The organism is Enterobacter cloacae complex sp. P2B (assembly GCF_014895985.1).
Taxonomy (GTDB): Bacteria; Pseudomonadota; Gammaproteobacteria; order Enterobacterales; family Enterobacteriaceae; genus Enterobacter; species Enterobacter bugandensis.
The window spans coordinates 40215-64808 of record NZ_JADBQQ010000006.1 but is presented as its reverse complement, the minus strand read 5'-3'; the positions used below and the strand labels follow the sequence as shown (position 1 = coordinate 64808).

General features: G+C 56.4%; 19 protein-coding genes. 14 read left to right on the top strand and 5 right to left on the bottom strand.

Annotated features, from left to right (window positions below):
* Positions 1 to 51: 51 nt before the first annotated feature.
* The 9 genes from mrcB to fhuB all read left to right on the top strand — a co-directional run bounded on the left by mrcB (position 52) and on the right by fhuB (position 13927).
* Entirely contained in the window at positions 52 to 2577 is a 2526-nt protein-coding gene (gene mrcB / locus IM313_RS05520) for a bifunctional glycosyl transferase/transpeptidase (RefSeq protein WP_192971618.1), read from the top strand.
* A 333-nt stretch (positions 2578 to 2910) separates the two neighbouring features.
* Positions 2911 to 3483, top strand: a complete 573-nt coding sequence (locus IM313_RS05515) for a fimbrial protein (RefSeq protein ID WP_049137781.1) — start codon at positions 2911 to 2913, stop codon at positions 3481 to 3483.
* A gap of 43 nt (positions 3484 to 3526) precedes the next feature.
* Positions 3527 to 4240: a molecular chaperone gene (locus tag IM313_RS05510; protein WP_028015559.1), complete on the top strand. Its 714-nt coding sequence runs from the start codon at positions 3527 to 3529 to the stop codon at positions 4238 to 4240.
* A gap of 19 nt (positions 4241 to 4259) precedes the next feature.
* On the top strand, positions 4260 to 6740 hold the full coding sequence (locus IM313_RS05505; protein WP_192971619.1) for a fimbria/pilus outer membrane usher protein: 2481 nt from the start codon (positions 4260 to 4262) through the stop codon (positions 6738 to 6740).
* A gap of 8 nt (positions 6741 to 6748) precedes the next feature.
* The gene (locus tag IM313_RS05500; protein WP_192971620.1) at positions 6749 to 7753 is read left to right on the top strand and encodes a fimbrial protein; all 1005 of its coding nucleotides are present in this window, start codon (positions 6749 to 6751) and stop codon (positions 7751 to 7753) included.
* 201 nt (positions 7754 to 7954) lie between these two features.
* Positions 7955 to 10210 (top strand): ferrichrome porin FhuA, encoded by a 2256-nt coding sequence (gene fhuA, locus IM313_RS05495; RefSeq protein WP_045259489.1) that lies wholly within the window; start codon positions 7955 to 7957, stop codon positions 10208 to 10210.
* 50 nt (positions 10211 to 10260) lie between these two features.
* Positions 10261 to 11058, top strand: a complete 798-nt coding sequence (gene fhuC, locus IM313_RS05490) for a Fe3+-hydroxamate ABC transporter ATP-binding protein FhuC (RefSeq protein WP_048961424.1) — start codon at positions 10261 to 10263, stop codon at positions 11056 to 11058.
* Positions 11058 to 11948 (top strand): Fe(3+)-hydroxamate ABC transporter substrate-binding protein FhuD, encoded by an 891-nt coding sequence (gene fhuD / locus IM313_RS05485; RefSeq protein ID WP_126326324.1) that lies wholly within the window; start codon positions 11058 to 11060, stop codon positions 11946 to 11948. The genes fhuC and fhuD overlap by 1 nt, the downstream gene beginning before the upstream one ends.
* The gene (gene fhuB, locus IM313_RS05480) at positions 11945 to 13927 is read left to right on the top strand and encodes a Fe(3+)-hydroxamate ABC transporter permease FhuB (RefSeq protein ID WP_192971621.1); all 1983 of its coding nucleotides are present in this window, start codon (positions 11945 to 11947) and stop codon (positions 13925 to 13927) included. Before fhuD ends, fhuB begins: the two co-directional genes overlap by 4 nt.
* Positions 13928 to 14011: 84 nt before the next feature.
* Here fhuB and hemL read toward each other — a convergent pair whose 3' ends face one another.
* A complete protein-coding gene (gene hemL / locus IM313_RS05475; RefSeq protein WP_041911201.1) occupies positions 14012 to 15292 on the bottom strand; it encodes a glutamate-1-semialdehyde 2,1-aminomutase in 1281 nt (426 codons plus the stop codon).
* Positions 15293 to 15469: 177 nt separating this feature from the next.
* Between hemL and clcA the strand changes: the two genes are divergently transcribed.
* Both clcA and erpA read left to right on the top strand, forming a co-directional pair.
* On the top strand, positions 15470 to 16870 hold the full coding sequence (gene clcA / locus IM313_RS05470; protein WP_192971622.1) for a H(+)/Cl(-) exchange transporter ClcA: 1401 nt from the start codon (positions 15470 to 15472) through the stop codon (positions 16868 to 16870).
* Between the two features lie 79 nt (positions 16871 to 16949).
* Positions 16950 to 17294 (top strand): iron-sulfur cluster insertion protein ErpA, encoded by a 345-nt coding sequence (gene erpA / locus IM313_RS05465; RefSeq protein ID WP_008501923.1) that lies wholly within the window; start codon positions 16950 to 16952, stop codon positions 17292 to 17294.
* Between the two features lie 58 nt (positions 17295 to 17352).
* On the opposite strand, the gene IM313_RS05460 is transcribed toward erpA, so the two are convergent.
* The 3 genes from IM313_RS05460 to mtnN are packed head-to-tail and all read right to left on the bottom strand — an operon-like array spanning position 17353 to position 19489.
* Positions 17353 to 17976: a TRIC cation channel family protein gene (locus IM313_RS05460; RefSeq protein WP_028015568.1), complete on the bottom strand. Its 624-nt coding sequence runs from the start codon at positions 17974 to 17976 to the stop codon at positions 17353 to 17355.
* Positions 17977 to 17997: 21 nt separating this feature from the next.
* The gene (gene btuF / locus IM313_RS05455) at positions 17998 to 18798 is read right to left on the bottom strand and encodes a vitamin B12 ABC transporter substrate-binding protein BtuF (protein WP_192971623.1); all 801 of its coding nucleotides are present in this window, start codon (positions 18796 to 18798) and stop codon (positions 17998 to 18000) included.
* On the bottom strand, positions 18791 to 19489 hold the full coding sequence (gene mtnN / locus IM313_RS05450) for a 5'-methylthioadenosine/S-adenosylhomocysteine nucleosidase (RefSeq protein WP_028015570.1): 699 nt from the start codon (positions 19487 to 19489) through the stop codon (positions 18791 to 18793). Before mtnN ends, btuF begins: the two co-directional genes overlap by 8 nt.
* Positions 19490 to 19571: 82 nt before the next feature.
* Between mtnN and dgt the strand changes: the two genes are divergently transcribed.
* From dgt to cdaR, 3 genes are all read left to right on the top strand, one after another.
* On the top strand, positions 19572 to 21086 hold the full coding sequence (gene dgt, locus IM313_RS05445; RefSeq protein ID WP_028015571.1) for a dGTPase: 1515 nt from the start codon (positions 19572 to 19574) through the stop codon (positions 21084 to 21086).
* A 131-nt stretch (positions 21087 to 21217) separates the two neighbouring features.
* A complete protein-coding gene (gene degP, locus IM313_RS05440; protein ID WP_028015572.1) occupies positions 21218 to 22654 on the top strand; it encodes a serine endoprotease DegP in 1437 nt (478 codons plus the stop codon).
* Between the two features lie 146 nt (positions 22655 to 22800).
* Positions 22801 to 23958, top strand: coding sequence for a DNA-binding transcriptional regulator CdaR (gene cdaR, locus IM313_RS05435; RefSeq protein WP_032644978.1), 1158 nt, complete (start codon positions 22801 to 22803; stop codon positions 23956 to 23958).
* A 92-nt stretch (positions 23959 to 24050) separates the two neighbouring features.
* On the opposite strand, the gene IM313_RS05430 is transcribed toward cdaR, so the two are convergent.
* Positions 24051 to 24437, bottom strand: a complete 387-nt coding sequence (locus tag IM313_RS05430) for a DUF3461 family protein (protein WP_014168696.1) — start codon at positions 24435 to 24437, stop codon at positions 24051 to 24053.
* Positions 24438 to 24594 lie beyond the last annotated feature (157 nt).

Genomic DNA, 24594 nt, shown 5'->3' with positions numbered 1-24594 from the left:
TGAAAGAAAAGAAAATCTGGCCTTTGCGCCTGAAAGTTGCGGAGAAAAAGCATGGCGGGGAATGACCGCGAGCCAATAGGACGTAAGGGAAAACCCGCGCGTCCGGCGAAAGAAAAGGTAAGCCGTCGTCGCCTCAGAGATGAGGAGTATGACGATGACTATGAAGACGATTATGAGGATGAAGAACCCATGCCGCGTAAAGGAAAAGGCAAAGGGCGTAAGCCTCGTGGGAAGCGCGGCTGGTTCTGGCTGCTGCTGAAGCTGTTCATTGTTTTTGTTGTGCTGATCGCGATTTACGGCGTTTATCTGGATCAGAAGATCCGCAGCCGTATCGACGGGAAAGTCTGGCAATTGCCGGCGGCAGTGTATGGTCGCATGGTGAACCTTGAGCCGGACATGTCCATCAGCAAGAACGAGATGGTGAAACTGCTGCAAGCTACGCAGTATCGTCAGGTCACGAAAATGACCCGCCCGGGCGAATTTACCGTCCAGGCGAAAAGCATTGAGATGATCCGCCGCCCGTTCGACTTCCCGGACAGCAAAGAGGGGCAGGTGCGCGCGCGTCTGACTTTTGACGGCGATCGGCTGGAAACCATTGAGAACATGGACAATAACCGCCAGTTCGGTTTCTTCCGTCTTGATCCGCGTCTGATCACCATGCTCTCGTCCGCCAATGGCGAACAGCGCCTGTTCGTGGCGCGTAACGGCTTCCCGGATCTGCTGGTGGATACCCTGCTGGCAACCGAAGACCGCCATTTCTACGAGCACGACGGTATCAGTCTCTACTCCATCGGCCGTGCGGTGCTGGCGAACCTGACTGCGGGCCGTACCGTGCAGGGGGCGAGTACGCTTACCCAGCAGTTGGTGAAGAACCTGTTCCTCTCCAGCGAGCGTTCTTACTGGCGTAAAGCCAACGAAGCGTACATGGCCGTGCTGATGGATGCGCGCTACAGCAAGGATCGTATCCTTGAGCTGTACATGAACGAGGTGTACCTCGGCCAGAGCGGCGATAACGAGATCCGCGGCTTCCCGCTGGCGAGCCTGTACTACTTTGGCCGTCCGGTGGAAGAGCTGAGCCTCGATCAGCAGGCGCTGCTGGTGGGCATGGTAAAAGGGGCGTCCATTTATAACCCGTGGCGTAACCCGAAACTGGCGCTGGAGCGTCGTAACCTGGTACTGCGTCTGCTGCAACAGCAGCAGGTGATTGACCAGGAATTATACGACATGCTTAGCGCACGTCCGCTGGGCGTGCAGCCGCGCGGTGGGGTGATCTCTCCGCAGCCTGCTTTCATGCAGATGGTGCGCCAGGAGCTGCAAAGCAAGCTCGGTGATAAGGTCAAAGATCTCTCCGGCGTGAAGATTTTCACAACCTTTGACTCGGTAGCCCAGGACGCTGCAGAAAAAGCGGCGGTGGAAGGCATTCCGGCGCTGAAGAAACAGCGCAAGCTGAGCGATCTGGAAACCGCGATGGTGGTGGTTGACCGCAATACCGGCGAAGTGCGCGCGATGGTGGGCGGCGCAGAGCCGCAGTATGCGGGCTACAACCGCGCGATGCAGGCGCGTCGTTCGATTGGCTCTCTGGCTAAACCGGCGACCTATCTCACCGCGCTGAGCCAGCCGAATTTGTATCGCCTGAACACCTGGATCGCCGATGCGCCAATCTCCCTGCGTCAGCCTAACGGCCAGGTCTGGTCACCGCAGAACGATGATAAACAGTTCAGCGGCCAGGTGATGCTGGTGGATGCGTTAACCCGCTCCATGAACGTACCTACGGTTAACCTCGGTATGGCGCTGGGTCTGCCGGCCATTGTCGATACCTGGCAGAAGCTGGGCGTACCGAAAGATCAGCTGCACCCTGTTCCGGCGATGATTCTGGGGGCGCTTAACCTGACGCCGATCGAAGTGGCGCAGGCGTTCCAGACCATTGCCAGCGGGGGTAACCGCGCACCGCTCTCTGCCCTGCGTTCGGTGATTGCCGAAGATGGCTCCGTGCTGTATCAGAGCTTCCCGCAGGCTGAACGTGCCGTTCCTGCGCAGGCGGCCTACATGACGCTGTGGACGATGCAGCAGGTTGTGCAGCGCGGTACCGGTCGTCAGCTTGGGGCGAAGTATCCTGGTCTGCATCTGGCGGGTAAAACCGGGACCACCAACAACAACGTCGATACCTGGTTTGCCGGTATTGATGGCCGTGAAGTGGTGATCACCTGGGTAGGTCGTGACAACAACCAGCCGACCAAACTTTACGGGGCGAGCGGGGCGATGTCGATTTACCAGCGCTACCTGGCGAACCAGTCACCTGTGCCGCTGAACCTGGTCGCGCCGGAAGATATCGTCGATATGGGCGTGGATGGTTCCGGGAACTTTATCTGCGGCGGCGGGATGCGAACCCTGCCGGTCTGGACGACCAACCCGGACTCACTGTGCCAGCAGAGCCAGCCTGAACAGCCAACGGGCAACCCGTTCGATCAATCTTCTCAGCCGCAGCAGCCGCCGCAACAACCGGCCCAGCAGCAGAACGAGAAGAAAGACAGTGATGGCGTGGCCGGCTGGATCAAGGATATGTTTGGTGGGAATTAATTAATTCCCTGAATAAAAAGCCGCTTTAATATAAAGCGGCTTTTTTGTTTTTTACATTCTGCAATTTTTAAAAAAATTAAATATCTAATTTAGAATTTTTAAGTTCTCATTTTTTTCATCTAAAACATGCATTTGAAATCTTCTACATGTTGCGTAACTTTATCCTCTCTGGACAAAATGAAGAATAATCTGATGTAATCGCCATAAGAAATTCACTGGCTCAAAGGATATTCCTATTTAGTCAGTCATGTGTAACATGCTGGATAACATTTCGACTCAAAATATTTGTAGTGCGAATGGATGCCACAATTGTCAAATATAAGGATATTTTTCATGAACAAAAAAGTTGTCGCTACATTTTTAGCCGGAAGCGTTATGGCCGCGCTGTCTCTGCCTGTATTTGCATCAAACGATTCCGGTACGGTGAACTTCGCCGGAAAAATTGTTGCCGATACCTGTGAAATTAACGTTGATGGCACAGGAACTAACGCTTCCACCGTCACTTTCGCAGATACCTATCCTTCGGATTTTGGCGCTGACGGTACGGTTGGCACCTCAAAAGCCTTTAAGATTGAAGTGAAAAAATGTGACCCGCTGGTCGCTAAACTGAACCTCAAGTTTAGCGGCACGACAACAGACGCCGCTAACAAGCGCTTGAAGAACGATCTGACTGGCGCAGGCAATGCGACCAACGTTGGCATCATCGTCAGCAATGAGAACGGCGCTAAAGGCGATGTTGTTTTCGACGGTTCAGTACCGGATGCGGGTACCGATGTGAATAACGACGCGACCGGGGCAACGGCTTCTGTCTTTAACTACACCGCGAAAGTGATTCAGGTGGGGGATACCGCGCCAACCGCGGGCCATTACTCCTCCTCTGCAACATTCGAGGTTGTCTATCGCTAAGCAATGACGGGCAGCCTGAACGGCTGCCTTTTTGGAACAGTGTATGAAGACTTTATTTAAATTGTTATGTGGTTGTTTAATTATTTCCTGCTGTTCAGTACAGGCAAGTGTTGTTCTCGGTGGTACGCGAATTATTTATCCATCGAATAAATCAGAAGTTCAGATAGCACTTAAAAATAAAGATCCGCATACACGTTATCTGGTGCAAAGCTGGGTAAGTTACCCCAATGATGCGAAAGCGCCATTTATTATTACTCCTCCTGTTTACAAATTGCAGGAAAATCGTCAAACCCTTTTGCACGTTATTTTTACCGGCGATAAAAAAAGCCTGCCCGCAGACCGGGAATCTCTGTTTCTGGCAAACGTTAAATCCGTATCGGCACTCTCGCCGGAGCTGAAAGAGAAAAATACGCTGCAATTTGCGATGAAAACGCGCCTGAAGCTTTTCTGGCGTCCGGCTCAGCTGAAGGAAAGCGATGCCCTGGAAGCCTACACAAAAATCACATTCCAGCGTCAGGGCGACACGCTAATTGCAAACAACCCGACCCCGTTTTACGTCTCGTTTGGCGAGCTGGCCGTTGGTGGGAAAAGTGTTCCGGTGAAAGAGACCAAAACCACGCCAGGCGCCATTTCAATGATGGTGGCTCCGTTCAGCGAGCAGCGTTTCGCGTTACCGAATTCAGCAAAGGGCGCGGTGACCTGGACGGCAATCAATGATTTCGGTGGGCAAACCCCGCAGCGCAAGCAGGCTCTTTAAATCATCATGTTGGTGTTTTATGTCGTCATCTCTGCTTCACAAACAGGTACTGTACGGGATCGCGCTGACGCTGCTCGCCGCGATCCAGCCTGCAAGTGCTGATGACGAATTTAACCTGCGGATCCTTGAGCTGGATACGCCCCTCGAAAATACCTCTACGCTAGAAAACTTCATCAATGATAACGGGCTACTTGCCGGAAGCTATCTTACGACTGTTATGTGGGATCGGGATGTAGTGGATAAACGTCCCATCGCTTTCGTGCTGTCTGACGATAAACAGCGCCTGCTGCCGGAGCTGACGAAAGCGGATCTGCGCGATTACGGCGTGAAAGTCGACACGATCCCGGACTTAAAAGATCTGGATGACGGCGCTTATGTCCGCGATATCTCCCATTTCATTGAAAATGCCCGTTACGAATACAATCAGGATGACCAGACCCTGAAGCTGGTCATCCCGCAGGCGTATCGCGACCATGCTGCCGCTGGCGCGATACATCCAAAATTCTGGGATGACGGCGCGCCTGCCGCCTGGACAAGCTATCAACTCAGCGGTTCTCAGCAGCACTACAGTTCGGGCAAAACCTCTTCGACCTGGCTTGGCCTGGAGTCGGGGATTAACCTTGGGGCGTGGCGGCTGCGAAATAACAGCACCTGGAGCGACGCTTCCGGCTGGGAGGCCATTGCCAGCACGTTACAACGCGACATCAAAACGCTGAAAAGCCAGCTTGAGATTGGTCAGACATATACCAATGGTGAGCTTTTTGACAGCGTCCAGATGACCGGCGTGAAGCTGGAAACGGATACTTCTATGCTGCCTGTTAGTCAGCAGGGCTTTGCGCCCGTCGTGCGCGGTATTGCCAATAGCGATGCGAAAGTCACTATCAAGCAAAACGGTTACACCATCTATCAGACAAACGTCTCACCGGGGCCGTTCGAGATCCGCGATTTAAGCCAGGTAACATCCGGAGCCGATCTGGAAGTGACTGTCGAAGAGGCGGACGGCAGCGAGCATAGCTTCATCCAGGCCAGCGCGTCGGTGCCAGTGTTACAGCGGGAAGGCGGCTTTAAGTATTCGCTGGCCGCAGGGCGCTATCGCGGTAATGAAGGTGAAGACGAACCCACCTTTGCGCAAGGCACGGCCATCTATGGTCTGCCTTACGGCGTCACGGCGTATACCGGCGCGCTGGGTTCATCACTGTATCACGCGCTGCTGCTGGGGCTCGGTGCCGATCTGGGGCATTTCGGCTCCGCCTCTGTCGACCTCACGGCCGCGCGTACCGCGTTTGATGACGGGCGTGACGATGCCAGCGGTTTATCCTGGCGGGCGCAGTATTCAAAAGATATTCCCGACACGGATACCACCATTACGCTTGCCAGCTATCGCTACTCCACATCGGGGTTCTATACCTTTCAGGAAGCTATCGATCAGCGTGACAGCGAAATCGATGACGGCATTTATACCTACCGCAGAACTAATAACCGCCGTAGCCGCATGCAGCTCAACCTTTCCCAGCGGGTTTCTGACTGGGGCTCGGCCTATCTCAACGGCTATCAGCAGGACTACTGGGATATGGACGGCCATGAGCGTAGCGTCAGCGCGGGGTTCAGCTCCAGCTGGCGCGACATCACCTGGTCGATAAGTTACAACCTGACCCGCACGCCAGATGCCGATACCGACCGGCAAATGGCGTTGACGGTCAACATTCCGTTATCAAAGTGGCTGCCGAATTCCTGGGCAACCTACAGTGCCAATACCTCCAGTGGCGGATTTGTCTCGCATCAGGTTGGGCTTGGCGGTACCGCGCTGGAAGACAATAAGCTGAGCTACAACCTCCAGCAGACCTATGCCAACCAGGATACGGGCTACGGCGGCAGCCTGTCCGGGCGTTATCGCGGGGCTTCCGGTGAGGTAGGGATGGGGTACAGCTACGGTGGTAACAATCGGCAGTGGAACTACAGCGCTCAGGGGTCAATCGTTGCTCACGAGCATGGCGTGACGCTGGGTCAACCCGTACGCGACGCCTTCGCCATTGTGCACATTAAAGATGGTGATAACGTCAAAGTGCAAAACGGGCGCGGTATCGCGACGGACCGTTTTGGTAACGCGATTGTTCCTTCTCTGACGGCCTACCGGCACAACATCATCACCGTGAATACGCAGGATCGGGAAGATATTGATATCGACGCGGCAACGCTGGATCTCGTGCCGACGAAAGGGGCGGCAGTGCCGGCCACGTTCGACGCGCGCGTGGGACGACGCGCGCTGGTGACCTTGCTCTACGCGGGTAAGCCCGTGCCGTTTGGTGCCCTGGTGGCGCTGGACAACACCACGGCCATCGTGGGCGATGACGGGGAGGTTTACCTGACCGGGCTGTCCGGCAAAACAACGTTTAGCGTGCAGTGGGGAGAAGAGCGCGATCGGCAGTGTCAGGGGACGCTGGATCTTCCCTCGCACAGCCCGGCAGGGATTGTAAAAGCCACGGTCAACTGCCTTAACTGAGGTATTTCATGAATCTACGTCGTATCGTTAACACTTTCCTGCCACCGATACTGCTTGTGCTGGCGGGGGCATTTTGCCATTCAGCCAGGGCAGATTGTACCTTCAACGGCAGCGCTGACGCGGATGCCGTGGTGACGTTCCAGCTTCCTCCGGTCATTATTGTCGCCCCCGACACGCCCGTCGGCACCGTGCTTTATGACGCCAGCGTCGAGAGTAAAGCGGTAACGGTGGATTGTAGCGGTGACGCGCAAATTCGACGCGGGTATTTGTACCTCACGGATGCGGATGCGCGCGAAGGTGTGATGAGCGGGGTTTATCAGACCAACGTGCCTGGTATTGGCATCCGCGCGGCGTCGTCGACCGAACGGCTTCCCGGTTACACTGAACAGGATTTAGTCCGGCCCATGCAATTTCTGGGATCGATCCACGGTTATTCGCAAAGTACATCTGTATTTCGCGCCGCTGCCCAGCTGGTCGTCACGGGCGCTATCCAGGAGGGCGATCTTGATACCTCACGGTTAACCTCAATGGATATCCTGGGCAACGCGCCGATCGGTGAAATGCGCTTCTCTCCCACCACTATTCGCATCACCACAAATACCTGTAACCTGGTCGATCGCAACATCTATGTGCCGCTGAAAACGGTCAATACCCAGGACTTTAGCGGCCAATACTCTGACATCCTCACGGACGACAGCTTTAAGATTGAGATCACCGACTGCGCGGCAGGCACAAAGGTGGATTATCAGTTTACCAGCGCGGGCTCAACGGGCGTCACGAACGGCAATATTTTGGGGATCGCCTCCGGAGATTCCGCCGCTGAAGGCGTCGGCATTCAGATCCTTGACCAGAATGATACGGTGCTGCAGTTCGATCGGAACTATACGGCGATAACTGGCGCGCAGGACAACGTTCCTGTCGAGATCCCACTCAAGGCTCGCTACGTCAGGACGGGGGAGATAAAAGCCGGCAAAGTCGATTCTGTCGCGACGTTCGAGCTCTTTTACCGTTGATTCATCCTGCCCGCTCTGGCGGGCTAAGGATCATTTCACTAACTTCGTTAACCCTCTCTTTTCATCTGGTTAATTCTTAAACCCTTAAATCTTGTAGGGCCGCTTACTGCTTGCTATGCATCCAGCGTTTCGCATATTATTCTGCGGTCATAATAATAATTCTCGTTTACGTTATCATTCACTTTTCCATCAGAGATAAACATGGCGCTTTCCAATACTGCTCAGCCAATTAACACGTCGCTGCGTAAAGTCGCGGTTGTCGTAGCCACAGCGGTTGCTGGCATGTCTGCATTTGCTCACGCTGCCGAAACCCCGAAAAAAGAAGATACTATTACCGTTACCGCTGCACCTGCTGCACAGGAAAGTGCCTGGGGACCTGCTGCGACTATCGCCGCCCGCCAATCTGCGACCGGTACCAAAACAGACACCCCAATTCAAAAGGTTCCACAGTCTATTTCTGTGGTGACGGCCGAAGAGATGGCGCTGCACCAGCCGCGTTCGGTTAAAGAAGCCCTGAGCTACACGCCGGGCGTTGCGGTGGGCACGCGTGGTGCGTCCAACACCTATGATTATCTGGTTATTCGCGGTTTCGCGGCCGATGGCCAGAGCCAGAACAACTACCTCGACGGCATGAAGATGCAGGGCAACTTCTATAACGACGCGGTGATAGACCCGTACATGCTGGAGCGCGCCGAAATCATGCGCGGTCCGGTTTCCGTTCTGTACGGTAAAAGCAGCCCAGGCGGCCTGCTGAACATGGTAAGTAAGCGCCCAACAACCGAGCCGCTGAAAGAGATCCAGTTTAAAGTGGGTACCGACAGCCTGTTCCAGACAGGCTTTGACTTCAGCGATGCGATCGACGATGACGGTGTCTATTCATACCGCCTGACGGGCGTTGCGCGCTCGAACAATTCGCAGCAGGAAGATAAGGGCGAGCAGCGTTATGCCATCGCGCCATCCTTCTCCTGGCGTCCGGATGATAAAACCACCTTCACGTTCCTCTCCTACTTCCAGAACGAGCCTGAAACGGGCTACTACGGCTGGCTGCCAAAAGAGGGGACGGTTGACCCGCTGCCAAACGGCGATCGTCTGCCGACTAACTTCAATGAAGGCGCGAAGAACAACACCTATTCCCGTAACCAGAAAATGGTGGGATACAGCTTCGACCACGAATTCAACGATACTTTCACCGTGCGTCAGAATCTGCGCTTTGCCGAGAACAAAACCTCGCAAAACAGCGTTTACGGCTACGGCATGTGTTCCGATCCGCTCTATTCGAGTAATCCGGCATCCAGCCCTTGCGCGAGCATTCCTCAGTCACAATGGGGGCATACGCTGACTCGCCAGTATGTGATCGATGACGAGAAGCTGCAAAACTTCACCGTTGATACGCAGCTTCAGAGCAAGTTCGCGACGGGGGCTCTCGACCATACTCTGCTGACAGGCGTTGATTTCATGCGCATGCGTAATGACATTAACTCCTGGTTCGGCTACGCCGGCTCCGTTGCGCCATCCGATATTTACGATCTCGATCGTGGCGATTTCGATTTCGGTTCACACCCTGGACCATCTGGTGCTTACCAGGTGCTGAACAAGCAGAAGCAGACCGGCGTTTACGCTCAGGATCAGATCGAATGGGATAAAGTGCTGGTGACACTGGGCGGCCGTTACGATTGGGCCGATCAGGAGTCCTACAACCGCGTATTAAATACCACCGCCAAGCGTGATGATACTCAGTTCACCTGGCGTGGCGGCGTTAACTACCTGTTCGACAACGGGGTAACTCCTTATTTCAGCTACAGCGAATCCTTTGAACCGGCTTCCCTGACCGACGCTCAAGGTAAACCATTCTCACCGTCTAAAGGCAAACAGTACGAAGCGGGCGTGAAATACGTGCCTAACGATCGTCCGATCGTGATCACCGGTGCAGTGTATCAGCTGACCAAAACCAACAACCTGATGGCTGACCCAACTGGCTCACCCTTCTCCGTTGAAGGCGGCGAGATCCGCGCCCGTGGCGTAGAGCTGGAAGCCAAAGCGGCGTTATCTGCCAGCGTGAACGTTGTCGGTTCTTATACCTATACCGATGCGGAATACACCACCGACACCAACTACAAAGGCAACACGCCTGCGCAGGTGCCAAAACATATGGCATCCCTGTGGGGTGATTACACGATGTTTGACGGCCCACTGTCTGGCCTGACGCTGGGTACCGGCGTGCGTTATACCGGCTCCAGCAAAGGTGACCCGGCGAATAGCTTCACTGTTGGAAGCTATACACTGGTTGATGCACTGGTCAGATACGATCTGGCGCGTGTAGGCATGGCCGGATCAAACGTCGCGCTTCACGTGAACAACCTGTTCGATCGTGAGTACGTTGCCAGCTGCTTCAACACCTACGGTTGCTTCTGGGGTGCTGAACGCCAGGTTGTCGCCACCGCGACCTTCCGCTTCTAACCTCTTTATGGGCACGGTTCGCCGTGCCCTTTTTATTTAAGTTGGCTGACATGCAGGATAATAAAACGCAATCCGACACCACCTTTACGCTCAATAATCTCTCCTTTCGCGTACCCGGGCGCACCCTGCTGCATCCGCTCTCTCTGTCGTTCCCTGCCGGTAAAGTGACGGGCCTGATTGGCCACAACGGTTCCGGTAAATCCACGCTGCTCAAGATGCTGGGACGCCACCAGCCACCTTCTGAAGGGGATATTCTGCTGGACGATCGGCCGCTGGAGGGCTGGAGCAGTAAAGCCTTTGCCCGCAAGGTGGCCTACTTGCCGCAGCAGCTGCCGCAGGCGGAAGGGATGACGGTGCGTGAGCTGGTAGCGATTGGCCGCTATCCGTGGCACGGGGCGCTTGGCCGCTTCGGCGTCGCCGACCGGGAGAAAGTAGAAGAGGCGATTGCGCTGGTAGGGCTAAAACCGCTGGCGCATCGCCTGGTGGATAGTCTGTCCGGCGGTGAACGTCAGCGGGCGTGGATTGCGATGCTGGTGGCGCAGGACAGCCGCTGCCTGCTGCTGGATGAACCGACCTCTGCGCTGGATATCGCCCATCAGGTCGACGTGCTGGCGCTGGTGCATCGCTTAAGCCAGCAGCGCGGCCTGACGGTGATCGCTGTCCTGCACGATATCAACATGGCGGCGCGCTACTGTGACTACCTCGTCGCGCTGCGCGGCGGTGAAATGATCGCTCAGGGCACGCCGTCTGAGCTGATGCGCAGCGAAACGCTGGAACATATTTACGGTATTCCGATGGGTATTTTGCCTCACCCGGCCGGGGCTGCTCCCGTGAGCTTTGTCTACTGATGCTGGATTCAACATACATTAGCCGCCGTCGCCTGCTGACGGCCATGGCGCTCTCGCCGCTGCTGTTGAAGATGGCCCCGGCCCGCGCCGCCGCTATCGATCCGCACCGCATCGTGGCGCTGGAGTGGTTACCCGTCGAGCTGATGATGGCCCTGGGTATCACGCCCTACGGCGTGGCCGACATTCCCAACTACACCCTGTGGGTGAATGAGCCAAAACTGCCGGAATCGGTCATCGACATCGGTCTGCGCACGGAGCCAAACCTTGAGCTTCTCACGCAGATGAAACCGTCTTATTTATTCTGGTCTGCGGGGTATGGCCCGTCGGAAGAGATCATGGCGAAGATTGCGCCGGGACGAGGCTTTTCCTTTAGCGACGGTAAAAAGCCGCTGACCATGGCAAAAAATTCCATCCACGAGATGGCCCAGTTCCTCAACCGGGAAGCGGAAGCAAAACAGCATCTCGATGAGTTTGACGCGCTGATTGAGTCTCTTAAGCCGCGCTTTGCCCGCCGTGGCGATCGGCCATTGCTGATGGTGACGCTGCTGGATGCCCGCCATATGCTGGTCTTTGGAAAGAACTGCCTGTTCCAGGAAGTGCTCGACAACTTCGGCATTCGCAACGCCTGGGAAGGCGAGATGACGTTCTGGGGAAGCACCGCCGTGGGCATCGACCGCCTGGCGGCGTTTCGCGACGTCGACGTGCTGTGCTTTGACCACGGCAACGAGCGTGAAATGCAAACCCTGATGGCGACCCCGCTCTGGCAGGCGATGCCGTTCGTGCGCGAGCAGCGCTTCCTGCGCGCCCCTGCGGTATGGTTTTACGGCGCGACGCTGTCGGCAATGCACTTTGCCCGCGTGCTGGACAACGTGATGGGGGGCAAAGCATGAGTACGCGTATTGCCCGTTTCCCGGCGCTGCTGCTGGGGCTGATTTTTCTGGCGGCGCTGGCGCTAACCGGGTTCAACCTCTCCACGGCACTGCCGCGCGAGCAGTGGGCGGCCGCGTTTGCCGCTCCGGATATCGACAATATTCAGCAGATGTTGTTCCACTACGGCCTGCTGCCGCGTCTTAGCATCTCCCTGCTGGTCGGGGCGGGGCTGGGGCTGGTGGGCGTGCTGTTCCAGCAGGTGCTGCGTAACCCGCTGGCGGAGCCAACCACGCTGGGCGTGGCGACGGGTGCACAGCTGGGGATCACTATCACCACCCTCTGGACGCTGCCGGGGGCATTAACCTCGCAGTTTGCCGCGCTGGCAGGTGCCTGCGTCGTGGGCGCGCTGGTCTTTGGCGTGGCCTGGGGAAAACGTCTCTCGCCGGTCACGCTGATCCTCGCCGGGCTGGTCGTCAGCCTCTACTGCGGTGCGATCAACCAGCTGCTGGTGCTGTTTCACCACGACCAGCTGCAAAGCATGTTTATGTGGAGCACCGGCACGCTCACCCAGACCGACTGGAGTATCGTCCAGCGCCTGTGGCCACAATTGTTTGGCGGCGTGGTGCTCACGCTGCTGCTGCTTCGCCCGCTCACTCTGATGGGGCTGGATGATGGCGTGGCGCGCAACCTGGGGCTGGCGCTGTCGCTGGCTCGTCTGGCGGCGCTCACGCTGGCGATTGTGTTAAGCGCTCTGCTGGTTAACGCGGTTGGCATCATCGGGTTTATCGGCCTCTTTGCGCCGCTGCTGGCAAAAATGCTCGGGGCGCGTCGCCTTCTGGCACGTCTGCTGCTGGCGCCGCTGATCGGGGCGCTGATCCTCTGGCTTTCCGATCAGATCATTCTCTGGCTGGCGCGCGTCTGGATGGAAGTGTCTACCGGGTCGGCAACGGCGCTTATCGGTGCACCGCTACTGCTGTGGCTGCTCCCGCGCCTGCGCAGCATCAGCGCCCCAGCGATGGACGCGGGCGATAAGGTCTACGCTGAACGTCAGTCGGTGCTGTGGTTCAGCCTTGCCGGTCTGGCGGTGTTGCTTATCGCCTCGTTTGCCGCCCTCGCGTTTGGGCGCGATGCCGCAGGCTGGCACTGGGCAACGGGTGACTTACTCAACGAACTGCTGCAGTGGCGCTGGCCGCGTATTCTCTCCGCGCTGATTGCCGGGGTGATGCTGGCGGTGGCGGGCTGTATTATTCAGCGTCTGACCGGTAACCCGATGGCAAGCCCTGAAGTGCTGGGGATCAGTTCCGGCGCGGCCTTTGGCGTGGTGCTGATGCTCTTCCTGGTGCCGGGCAATGCGTTTGGCTGGCTGATGCCTGCCGGGAGTATCGGTGCGGCGGCCACGCTGATGATTATTCTGGTTGCCTCTGGCCGCGGTGGATTTTCTCCGCACCGCATGCTGCTGGCCGGTATGGCGCTCAGCACCGCCTTTACTATGCTGCTGATGATGCTGCAGGCGAGCGGCGATCCGCGCATGGCGAAGATCCTGACCTGGATTTCCGGCTCAACGTACAACGCCACCGCCAGCCAGGTTGCCTGGTCAGGAAGCGTTATGATCGTGCTGCTGGCGATGGTACCGCTGTGCCGTCGATGGATGACCATTCTGCCGCTGGGGGGCGAAACCGCGCGTGCGGTTGGCTTAGCGCTGACGCCAACGCGCGTCGCGCTTCTTCTGCTGGCGGCGTGTCTGACGGCAACCGCCACCATGACCATCGGTCCACTAAGCTTTGTAGGGTTGATGGCGCCGCATATCGCCAGAATGATGGGTTTCCGACGGACGATGCCACATATTGTGATGTCGGCCCTGACGGGCGGGGTCATTCTGGTGTTTGCCGACTGGTGTGGAAGGATGGTGCTGTTCCCGTATCAGATCCCGGCGGGCCTGCTGTCGACCTTTATCGGTGCGCCTTACTTTATCTATCTGTTGAGAAAGCAGAGTCGGTAGTCAGGTGCGGCCTGATACCCTCTCCCACGGGGAGAGGGAGAACATCGTAGGCCGGGTAAGCGTTAGCGCCACCCGGCAAGGCCCTTAAAGCTTCGCAAACACCTTACGCGCCGCGTCGATGGTGTTATTGATATCTTCTTCGCTGTGCGCCACGGACATAAAGCCCGCTTCGAACGCGGACGGTGCCAGGTACACGCCTTCTTCCAGCATCAGGTGGAAGAAGCGCTTGAAACGCTCAACGTCGCACTTCACCACGTCCTGATAGCGGGTCACGGTTTTCGCATCGGTGAAGAAAATCCCGAACATGCCGCCCACGTGGTTAACAACCAGCGGAATTCCCGCTTCTTCTGCGGCTTCCAGCAGACCGTTTGCCAACTGCGTGGTACGGTCCGTCAGGGTTTCATGAATACCCGGCTGCGCCACTTCGGTCAGACAGGCGAAGCCTGCAGCCATGGCAATTGGGTTACCGGATAGCGTGCCCGCCTGGTAAACCGGGCCGGTTGGCGCCAGGGCTTCCATCACGTCCTTACGACCGCCGAAAGCACCGACCGGCATGCCGCCGCCGATGATTTTGCCGAGGCAGGTCAGGTCCGGCTCAACCTCATAATAAGACTGGGCGCCCGCCAGTGCCACGCGGAAGCCGGTCATCACTTCATCGATGATCAGCAGCGCGCCGAACTCATCGCACAGCGCGCGCAGGCCCGGCAGGAAGTCAGGCTGCGGCGGGATGCAGTTCATGTTGCCCGCAACCGGTTCAACGATAATGCAGGCGATCTCCTGCGGATACTGCTCGAACGCCGCGCGAACGGTGTTCAGATCGTTGTAGGTGCAGGTCAGGGTGTGCTTCGCGAAATCAGCAGGTACGCCAGGCGAGTTTGGCTGGCCGAGGGTCAGCGCGCCGGAGCCCGCTTTCACCAGCAGGCAGTCCGCATGGCCGTGGTAGCAGCCTTCGAATTTGATGATTTTGTCGCGACCGGTAAAGCCGCGCGCCAGACGGATGGCACTCATGGTGGCTTCGGTACCGGAGTTCACCATACGCACCATGTCCATGGTCGGCACCAGTTCGGTAACCAGCTCCGCCATTTTCACTTCCATCTCGGTCGGCGCACCGAAGCTCAGGCCGCGCTGCGCGGCTTCGATGACCGCGTTACGAATGGCGGGATGGTTATGTCCGAGAACCATCGGCCCCCAGGAACCGACGTAATCGATATAGGCTTTGCCATCGACATCATACAGATACGCGCCGTCAGCACGTTCAATAAACAGCGGCGTGCCGCCCACGCCGGTAAAGGCGCGTACTGGCGAGTTCACGCCACCGGGGATTAGCTCGCGGGCTGCACTGTAGAGGTTTTCAGACTTGCTCATGGCGTCGTTCCTGGTTCGTATAAAATGATTAAGCACACTATTCTAAGTGATCCGCAGAAGGTTATGAAATTTTTAGCCTGTTAATGCTTTAAGATTTGTTAAGTATTTTTCAGGCGTCGCAGGGAAGGTCTCTGGTAAAATCTTCGCGGCTTTTTGTATGATGAATAAGAACAGGACATGAAATCAGATTCCCCGTCTTTTGAAGAACAACAGTTTACGCGCGTCCAGCACCGAATCAGCATTCGGCGGCTGCTCAATCGCGATAAAACGCCGCTGGCGATCCTGCTGGCCGCTGCGGTGGTGGGTACCCTTGCAGGGCTGGTTGGCGTGGCGTTTGAAAAAGTGGTTAACGCCGTACTCAACTGGCGAGTGGGTACCGTAGCCGGTTTTGCCGATCGTGAATGGCTGGTCTGGGTAGCGGCATTCGGCCTGTCTGCGCTGTTTGCCATGGTGGGGTATTTTCTGGTGCGTAAATTCGCCCCGGAGGCGGGCGGGTCTGGCATCCCGGAAATTGAAGGCGCGCTGGAGGAGCTGCGCCCGGTGCGCTGGTGGCGGGTGATCCCGGTTAAGTTTATTGGCGGCATGGGGACGCTGGGCGCAGGGATGGTGCTCGGCCGGGAAGGGCCAACGGTGCAGCTGGGGGGGAACGTCGGCCGCATGGTGGGCGATCTGTTCCGCATGCGCAGCGCCGAGGCGCGCCATACGCTGCTGGCCACCGGTGCAGCGGCGGGGCTTTCTGCGGCGTTTAACGCGCCGCTGGCCGGTATTTTGTTCATCATCGAAGAGATGCGCGCGCAGTTCCGCTACAACCTGATCTCCATTAAAGCGGTGTTTACCGGCGTCATTATGTCGAGCATCGTCTTTCGCATCTTTAATGGCGAAGGGGCGGTGATTGAAGTCGGTAAACTGACCAACGCACCGGTTAACACCCTGTGGCTATACCTGATCCTCGGCATGATTTTTGGTGTGGTGGGCCCGCTGTTTAACACCTTTATCTTACGCGCTCAGGATATGTTCCAGCGCGTTCACGGCGGCAATACCACGAAATGGGTGCTGATGGGCGGCCTGCTGGGCGGCATTTGTGGCGTGCTCGGCTTTATCGAACCGAATGCCGCGGGCGGCGGTTTCGGGCTGATTCCCATTGCCGCAGCCGGGAATTTCAGCGTGGGTTTGCTGCTGTTTATGTTTTTCTCCAGGGTCATTACGACGGTACTGTGCTTCTCCTCCGGCGCGCCCGGCGGGATTTTTGCCCCGATGCTGGCGCTGGGAACGCTGCTCGGCACCGCGTTTGGTATGGCGGCTGAGGCAGGTTTCCCCGCTTACCATCTGGACGCCGGCACCTTTGCAGTGGCCGGGATGGGGGCGCTGCTGGCCGCCTCCCTGCGCGCGCCGTTAACCGGCATCGTGCTGGTGCTGGAGATGACGGATAATTACCAGCTCATTTTGCCAATGATCATTACCTGTCTCGGCGCGACACTATTAGCCCAATTCCTGGGTGGAAAACCGCTATACTCCACCATCCTCGCGCGTACCCTGGCAAAACAAGAGGCGGAGCGGGCCGCCACGCAGAATACTTGAATGAATTACCAGGGTATTAGATAATGACGAAAAGAATTGGGTGAATTTTACCCAATAGCAGTATTCATGGGAGCATAAGATGAGTGATGACGTAGCTGTGCCGCTGGAGTTTACCGAAGCAGCAGCCAACAAAGTGAAAACCCTGATTGCCGACGAAGACAATCCGGATCTGAAACTGCGTGTCTATATTACTGGTGGTGGCTGCAGCGGCTTCCAGTACGGTTTTACCTTTGACGATCAGGTGAACGACGGCGATATGACCATCGAGAAGCAGGGCGTCGCGCTGGTGGTTGACCCGATGAGCCTGCAGTATCTGGTGGGCGGTTCGGTGGATTACACCGAAGGTCTGGAAGGTTCGCGTTTTGTGGTGACCAACCCGAACGCAACAAGCACCTGCGGGTGTGGTTCTTCGTTCAGCATTTAAGCCTGAATGCGGATTGTAGGCCCGGTAAGCGAAGCGCCACCGGGCTTATAAACGACGCCTATCTTGAAGTTTCATCCAGCGCAAACGTCGGCAGCTTCAGGTGCCAGCGTATCGCCGCTAAACGTATCACCAGCGTCACGACCATCCCCAGCATCGCGGCGTTTTCCAGCGGAAGTGCAAACGTGTAGTACGCGGTCGCGTGGACAATGCCGCCCGCAATACAGGCCGTTGCGTAAATTTCAGTACGCAGGATCATCGGCACCTCACGCGCCAGAATGTCGCGAATGATGCCGCCGCCCACGCCGGTTAACACGCCCATGCAGATCGCCACCATCGGGCCGGTGCCCGCATTAAACGCCTTATTGACGCCAATACCGACAAACACGGCCAGACCGACGGCATCCAGTACCGGCAATATCCATTTGGGTAATCGGCGGGGCTGGCGAACCAGCACAATGGTTAACAGACAGGTGACCATTGCGACCACAAGATCGGTAGGATCTTTCACCCAAAACACCGGGCCATTCGCCAGCGCCATATCGCGGATTGTCCCGCCGCCAACGGCGGTCACCACGCCAAGCACCAGCACGCCAAACGGATCCATGCGTAGTTTTCCGGCGAGCAGGACGCCGGAGATAGCAAAAACGGCTGTACCAAGAATATCCAGCCAATAAACGAGCATCGTTAAATCCTCGAACAAATGTTAATGACCCTCTGCCAGGGCGGCACAGAGCTGTTTTGCGGCGAGGATAATACGCGGGCTGGCGCGTTCAAACCAGTTACCGTTGAGTGGGATCACCGGAATTTTTAGCTGGCTCTGCCAGAATTGTTTAATTTTAGGAATCTCGCCCGCATTTCCGACCACGACGATGGCCTGCGGCTGGCGCGCCAGCACCTGCTCACGGCTCACCTGAGGCCACGGTACCCGGCTGGCAGCAAAGATATTTTCACCGCCGCACACTTCCAGCACCTGGTTCTGAATCGAGCCTTTTCCGGTAGTAAACAGCGGCTGGCTGCCGAACTGCAGGAAGATGCGCTTTTTAACAGGCGTATCGTATTGGGCTTTCAGCGCGGCATAGTCGCTGAGCATCTGGTTCGCCGCACTCTCGGCTTTTTGAGGCGCAGGACTATAAGGGGCCAGGGCGCGCAGAGCCTGAGCGACCTGCTCAATACTTACCGCGTCAACCCACATGACCTTGATGCCAAGCGAGGTGAGCTGGTTAACCTGCCGCTCGGCGTTACCGCCGCGCCAGGCCAGCACGAGATCCGGCTTAAGCGCCACAATGCGCTCAAGGTTCATCCCTTGCCAGGTGGCCACTTGCTCAATGCCGGCCGCCTGTGGGGGGTAATCTGAAAAGCTGCTGACGCCAACGGGGGTGATCCCGGCGGCAAACGCCAGTTCGGTATTAGCGGGAGAAAGGGTAATCACACGCGGCGCGGCTAACAGCCACGCCGGTGCAAGCAGCAGCAGGGCGGCCAGCGCCCTGATAGACCGTTTAGCCACGCGCCAGGTTCTGCACCAGGCGTTCCACCATCACGGTGGACTGTTTTGCCGCAACGGCCAGGAACTCGTCGAAGCTGATGTGAGACTGCTGGTCTGCCACGTCAGAGATGGCGCGAACCACCACGAACGGTACGCTGAAATTGTGGCAAACGTGCGCAATCGCGGTCGCTTCCATCTCTACGGCAACCGCCTGCGGGAAGTTATGACGGATTTTCGCCAGACCGACGGAGCCATTGATGAACGCATCACCGCTGACAATCAGGCCGCGTACCGCGTTGAGGTTGAGCTCAGCTATGCAGGCTTCAGCCGCCGCAATCAGTTTATCGTCAGCTTTAAACCCTGCCGGGCACCCCGGAAGCTGGCCGTATTCGTAGCCGAACGCGGTGACGTCGGCATCGTGGTAACGCGCTTCGTCGGAGACAACGATATCGCCCACTTTCAGCGTCGGTGCCAGACCGCCCGCCGAGCCCGTGTTAATGATGACGTCCGGCTTGCAGCGCTCAAGCAGCAGGGTCGCACCCAGCGCAGCAGCCACTTTACCGATGCCTGATTTCAGCAGAGCCACCTCAACACCGTTCAGCTGTCCGGTGTAGATCTCACAACCCCCGAGAGAGAGGGTCTGACGGTTCTCAATTTTGTCACGCAGGAGCGTAACTTCTTCTTCCATTGCACCAATAATGCCGATTTTCATAGATTTACTCGCGATGTGCCTTGTTAAGAGGCATAGTCTATCATGCGGTTAAGGGGAAACGCATTCTCACGCGGGGGAGCACATGTCACCAATCGATTTTCGTACCAAAATTAACTGGCACCGTCGTTTCCGTTCGCCACAGGGCGAAAAGAGCGAACATGAGATCCTGCGCATCTTCGAAAGCGATCGCGGCAGGATTATTAACTCGCCCGCCATCCGGCGTCTGCAGCAAAAGACCCAGGTATTCCCGCTGGAGCGTAACGCCGCGGTGCGCACGCGCTTAACCCACTCCATGGAAGTGCAGCAGGTCGGGCGTTATATTGCCAAAGAGATTTTAAGCCGCCTCAAAGAGCAGCGTTTACTGGAAACCTATGGCCTGGATGAGCTGACGGGGCCTTTCGAGAGCATCGTTGAGATGGCCTGCCTGATGCATGACATCGGCAACCCGCCTTTTGGCCATTTTGGCGAGGCGGCTATTAATGACTGGTTTAAACAACGGCTTTATCCGTCGGATGCGGCAAGTCAGCCGCTCAGCGATGACCGCTGCATCGTGCGCGATTTACGCCTGCGCGAAGGCGAAGAAGGGCTGAACGATCTGCGGCGCAAAGTGCGCCAGGATCTCTGTCACTTTGAGGGCAACGCGCAGGGGATCCGGCTGGTGCACTCCCTGATGCGCATGAACCTGACCTGGGCGCAGGTTGGCTGCATTTTGAAATACACGCGTCCCGCATGGTGGATGGGGGAGACGCCCGCATCCCACAGCTATTTAATGAAAAAACCGGGCTATTACCTTTCCGAAGAGGCCTATATAGAACGGCTGCGTAAAGAACTTTCCCTGACGCCAAACGGCCGATTCCCATTGACGTGGATTATGGAAGCCGCCGACGATATTTCCTATTGCGTGGCTGACCTGGAAGATGCCGTTGAGAAAAGAATATTCAGCGTCGAGGAGCTTTATCAGCATCTTTATGCGGCATGGGGAACCCATGAAAAAGGATCGCTGTTTGCCCAGGTTGTCGAAAATGCCTGGGAAAAATCGCGCTCAAATACGTTGAGCCGCAGTACGGAAGATCAGTTCTTTATGTATTTGCGGGTCAATACATTAAATAAACTGGTGCCGTATGCCGCCTCGCGCTTTATTGATAATTTGCCGCAAATCTTTAGCGGGGAATTCAATCATGCGCTGCTGGAAGATGACAGCAGTTTCAGCCAACTCCTTGAGCTTTATAAACATGTGGCGATGCGGCATGTGTTCAGCCATCCTGATGTCGAACAGCTGGAACTGCAGGGATACCGTGTAATCAGTGGATTACTGGAAATTTATTCCCCGTTGCTTCAGCTCTCCGTCGAGGAGTTTAGCGAGCTGGTGGAAAAAGAACGCGTGCGACGCATTCCTATCGAATCCCGGCTTTATCAGAAACTTTCTACCCGCCATCGGCTGGCGTATGTCGAAGCGATGGGTAAGCTGGATCGCCACGCTCTGGAATGGCCGGTGATGGAATATTATTATCGCTGCCGTCTAATCCAGGACTATATCAGCGGCATGACCGATTTGTATGCCTGGGATGAATACCGCAAGCTCATGGCCGTGGAATAATTCCGGAGTTTTGTAAAGAAGGCCAATAAATTTTTACCTTTTCCATAAACTTATGGCCGGAACTAAGCGGTATAAAATGAATCTGAGTTACACAGCAATTTTGCGTTACCTGTAAATCGAGATTGAGAAACATGAAAAAAACCACATTAGCAATGAGTGCACTGGCTCTGAGTTTAGGTTTAGCGCTGTCTCCTCTGACTGCTACTGCAGCCGAGACCGCGTCGTCGGCAGCAACCGCGCAGCAGATGCCAAGCCTGGCACCGATGCTCGAAAAAGTGATGCCATCGGTGGTGAGTATTAACGTTGAGGGCAGCACGACCGTCAATACGCCGCGCATGCCGCGTAACTTCCAGCAGTTCTTCGGTGACAATTCACCGTTCTGCCAGGACGGTTCGCCATTCCAGAGTTCTCCGTTCTGTCAGGGCGGTGGCGCAGGGGATGACGGCCAGGGCGGCGGCCAGCAACAGAAATTCATGGCGCTTGGTTCCGGTGTGATTATTGATGCCGCAAAAGGCTACGTGGTCACCAACAACCACGTTGTGGATAACGCCAGCACCATTAAAGTACAGCTGAGCGATGGTCGTAAATTCGACGCTAAAGTGGTGGGTAAAGATCCGCGCTCCGACATCGCGCTGATCCAGATTCAGGATCCGAAGAACCTGACGGCGATTAAAATTGCCGACTCCGATGCGCTGCGCGTGGGCGATTACACCGTCGCTATCGGTAACCCGTTCGGTCTGGGTGAAACCGTGACCTCCGGTATTGTCTCTGCGCTGGGCCGTAGCGGCCTGAATGCGGAAAACTATGAAAACTTCATCCAGACGGATGCGGCCATTAACCGTGGTAACTCCGGCGGTGCGCTGGTGAACCTGAACGGCGAGCTGATCGGTATCAACACCGCTATTCTGGCACCGGACGGCGGCAACATCGGTATCGGCTTTGCTATTCCGAGCAACATGGTGAAAAACCTGACTGCTCAGATGGTGCAGTATGGCCAGGTGAAACGCGGTGAGCTGGGTATTATGGGTACCGAGCTGAACTCCGAGCTGGCGAAAGCGATGAAGGTGGATGCGCAGCGCGGTGCGTTCGTCAGCCAGGTTATGCCGAACTCCTCTGCAGCGAAGGCGGGCATTAAAGCGGGTGATGTGATCACCTCTCTGAACGGTAAACCGATCAGCAGCTTTGCCGCCCTGCGTGCGGAAGTGGGCTCGATGCCAATTGGCAGCAAAGTGACCCTTGGCCTGCTGCGTGACGGCAAACCGGTTAACGTAAGCCTGGAGCTGCAGCAGAGCAGCCAGAATCAGGTGGACTCCAGCACCATCTTCAGCGGAATTGAAGGCGCAGAGATGAGTAACAAGGGCCAGGACAAAGGCGTGGTGGTGAACAACGTGAAAGCAAATTCACCTGCTGCCCGTATCGGCCTGAAAAAAGGCGATGTGATCATGGGGGCTAACCAGCAACCGGTGAAAAACATCGCTGAACTGCGCAAAATTCTCGACAGCAAACCGTCCGTGCTGGCGCTGAATATCCAGCGCGGTGACACCTCAATTTACCTGCTGATGCAGTAATTCTCTTAAGCCCCTGTACGCAGGGGCTTTCTTGTTTCTGTGACGCCTACCGCAACTCCATACTTCCCCCTCTCACTTTGTGCATTCGCACAATGCAGTCGCTGCTGAACTTCCCTATGCTTGAGCTCTGCTCACAGGAGGGTTACATGGCTGGCTGGCATCTTGATACCAAAATGGCGCAGGATATTGTGGCGCGCACCATGCGCATCATTGATACCAATATCAACGTAATGGATGCCCGCGGGCGCATTATTGGCAGCGGCGATCGCGAGCGTATTGGGGAATTGCACGAAGGAGCCCTGCTGGTGCTCTCTCAGGGTCGCGTGGTTGATATCGATGATGCGGTAGCGAAACACCTGCACGGCGTGCGTCAGGGGATCAACCTGCCGCTGCGTCTGGAAGGGGAAATTGTTGGCGTCATCGGCCTGACGGGCGAACCGGAATCCCTGCGTAAATACGGCGAGCTGGTCTGCATGACGGCGGAAATGATGCTGGAGCAGTCTCGCCTGATGCATCTGCTTGCTCAGGACAGCCGTTTACGCGAGGAGCTGGTGATGAACCTGATTCAGGCGGAAGAACATACGCCTGCACTCAGCGAATGGGCGCAGCGTCTGGGGATCGATCTGAACCAGCCGCGCGTGGTGGCGGTGATTGAGGTCGATAGCGGACAGCTTGGCGTAGACAGCGCGATGGCCGAGCTGCAGCAGCTGCAAAATGCGCTGGCGACGCCGGAGCGCGACAACCTGGTGGCGATCGTCTCGCTGACGGAAATGGTGGTACTCAAACCCGCGCTCAATGCGTTCGGCCGCTGGGATGCGGAAGATCATCGTCGTCGCGTGGAACTGCTGATTTCCCGTATGCAGGAGAACGGCCAGTTGCGTTTTCGCGTTGCCCTGGGCAATTACTTTACCGGGCCGGGCAGCATCGCCCGGTCCTGGCGTACCGCGCGCACCACCATGATGGTGGGCAAGCAGCGGATGCCGGAGAGCCGCAGTTATTTCTATCAGGATCTGATGCTGCCGGTGCTGCTCGACAGCCTGCGCGGCGGCTGGCAGGCCAATGAGCTGGCCCGGCCATTAGCGCGCCTGAAGGCGATGGACAACAATGGGTTGCTGCGCCGGACGCTGCAGGCGTGGTTTCGCCATAACGTGCAACCGCTGGCGACCTCAAAAGCGCTGTTTATTCACCGCAATACGCTTGAGTATCGGCTAAACCGGATCTCGGAGCTGACGGGGCTGGATTTGGGGAACTTTGACGACAGGCTGCTGCTCTATGTCGCGTTGCAGCTGGACGAACAGAGATGACTGAGTGCGGTCTGGTGCCCTCACCCCATCCCTCTCCCACGGGGAGAGGGCGCAAACACTAAAAACGGCAATCAGGGATTGCCGTTTTGCTTTTATTTCCGCGTTAATTTCTCAAGATCTGCTTCAATCTCGCTGATCTTGTTGGTGACAACGCTTTCAAGGTGACGCAGATCGTCGAGGATCTTACGCTTGAGATCGACTTCGGTGCGATCGCGCTGGCAAATCTGATCGAGTTCATCGATCACATAGCGCAGGTTAGGGCTGATTTCCTGCACCTCTTTGTACCCTTGTCCTACGCCGTCAGCGACGACGGTCTTACGCTGGCGTGGATATTTAAACTTCACGCTCTTGGCGAAAAACTCTCCTTTATCCTTGTGAAAATAGATTTTTAAAATGTCGTTGTTGGCTTCCTGGCGAAGGCTGTAACGATCGATTTCATCAGGATTGGTAATGCCCAGACTTTTCAGATTATCGTACATAGCGGTACCCTTATCTCAACATAACCTTTGAATAATTAATGAAAAAATTCCTTTTTGCCACCCTCATATATAAAAAAAGCGGGGTCGATCCTGATTACATTTCACTGAAATTACCGGGCAGGGAAGGTGCATTGCCCCCACTCGTTTATTGTTGTTT

Coding starts and splice junctions, on each gene's coding strand:
- mrcB (WP_192971618.1), top strand. CDS start 52: ATGGCGGGGAATGACCGCGAGCCAATAGGACGTAAGGGAAAACCCGCG.
- IM313_RS05515 (WP_049137781.1), top strand. CDS start 2,911: ATGAACAAAAAAGTTGTCGCTACATTTTTAGCCGGAAGCGTTATGGCC.
- IM313_RS05510 (WP_028015559.1), top strand. CDS start 3,527: ATGAAGACTTTATTTAAATTGTTATGTGGTTGTTTAATTATTTCCTGC.
- IM313_RS05505 (WP_192971619.1), top strand. CDS start 4,260: ATGTCGTCATCTCTGCTTCACAAACAGGTACTGTACGGGATCGCGCTG.
- IM313_RS05500 (WP_192971620.1), top strand. CDS start 6,749: ATGAATCTACGTCGTATCGTTAACACTTTCCTGCCACCGATACTGCTT.
- fhuA (WP_045259489.1), top strand. CDS start 7,955: ATGGCGCTTTCCAATACTGCTCAGCCAATTAACACGTCGCTGCGTAAA.
- fhuC (WP_048961424.1), top strand. CDS start 10,261: ATGCAGGATAATAAAACGCAATCCGACACCACCTTTACGCTCAATAAT.
- fhuD (WP_126326324.1), top strand. CDS start 11,058: ATGCTGGATTCAACATACATTAGCCGCCGTCGCCTGCTGACGGCCATG.
- fhuB (WP_192971621.1), top strand. CDS start 11,945: ATGAGTACGCGTATTGCCCGTTTCCCGGCGCTGCTGCTGGGGCTGATT.
- hemL (WP_041911201.1), bottom strand. CDS start 15,292: ATGAGCAAGTCTGAAAACCTCTACAGTGCAGCCCGCGAGCTAATCCCC.
- clcA (WP_192971622.1), top strand. CDS start 15,470: ATGAAATCAGATTCCCCGTCTTTTGAAGAACAACAGTTTACGCGCGTC.
- erpA (WP_008501923.1), top strand. CDS start 16,950: ATGAGTGATGACGTAGCTGTGCCGCTGGAGTTTACCGAAGCAGCAGCC.
- IM313_RS05460 (WP_028015568.1), bottom strand. CDS start 17,976: ATGCTCGTTTATTGGCTGGATATTCTTGGTACAGCCGTTTTTGCTATC.
- mtnN (WP_028015570.1), bottom strand. CDS start 19,489: ATGAAAATCGGCATTATTGGTGCAATGGAAGAAGAAGTTACGCTCCTG.
- dgt (WP_028015571.1), top strand. CDS start 19,572: ATGTCACCAATCGATTTTCGTACCAAAATTAACTGGCACCGTCGTTTC.
- degP (WP_028015572.1), top strand. CDS start 21,218: ATGAAAAAAACCACATTAGCAATGAGTGCACTGGCTCTGAGTTTAGGT.
- cdaR (WP_032644978.1), top strand. CDS start 22,801: ATGGCTGGCTGGCATCTTGATACCAAAATGGCGCAGGATATTGTGGCG.
- IM313_RS05430 (WP_014168696.1), bottom strand. CDS start 24,437: ATGTACGATAATCTGAAAAGTCTGGGCATTACCAATCCTGATGAAATC.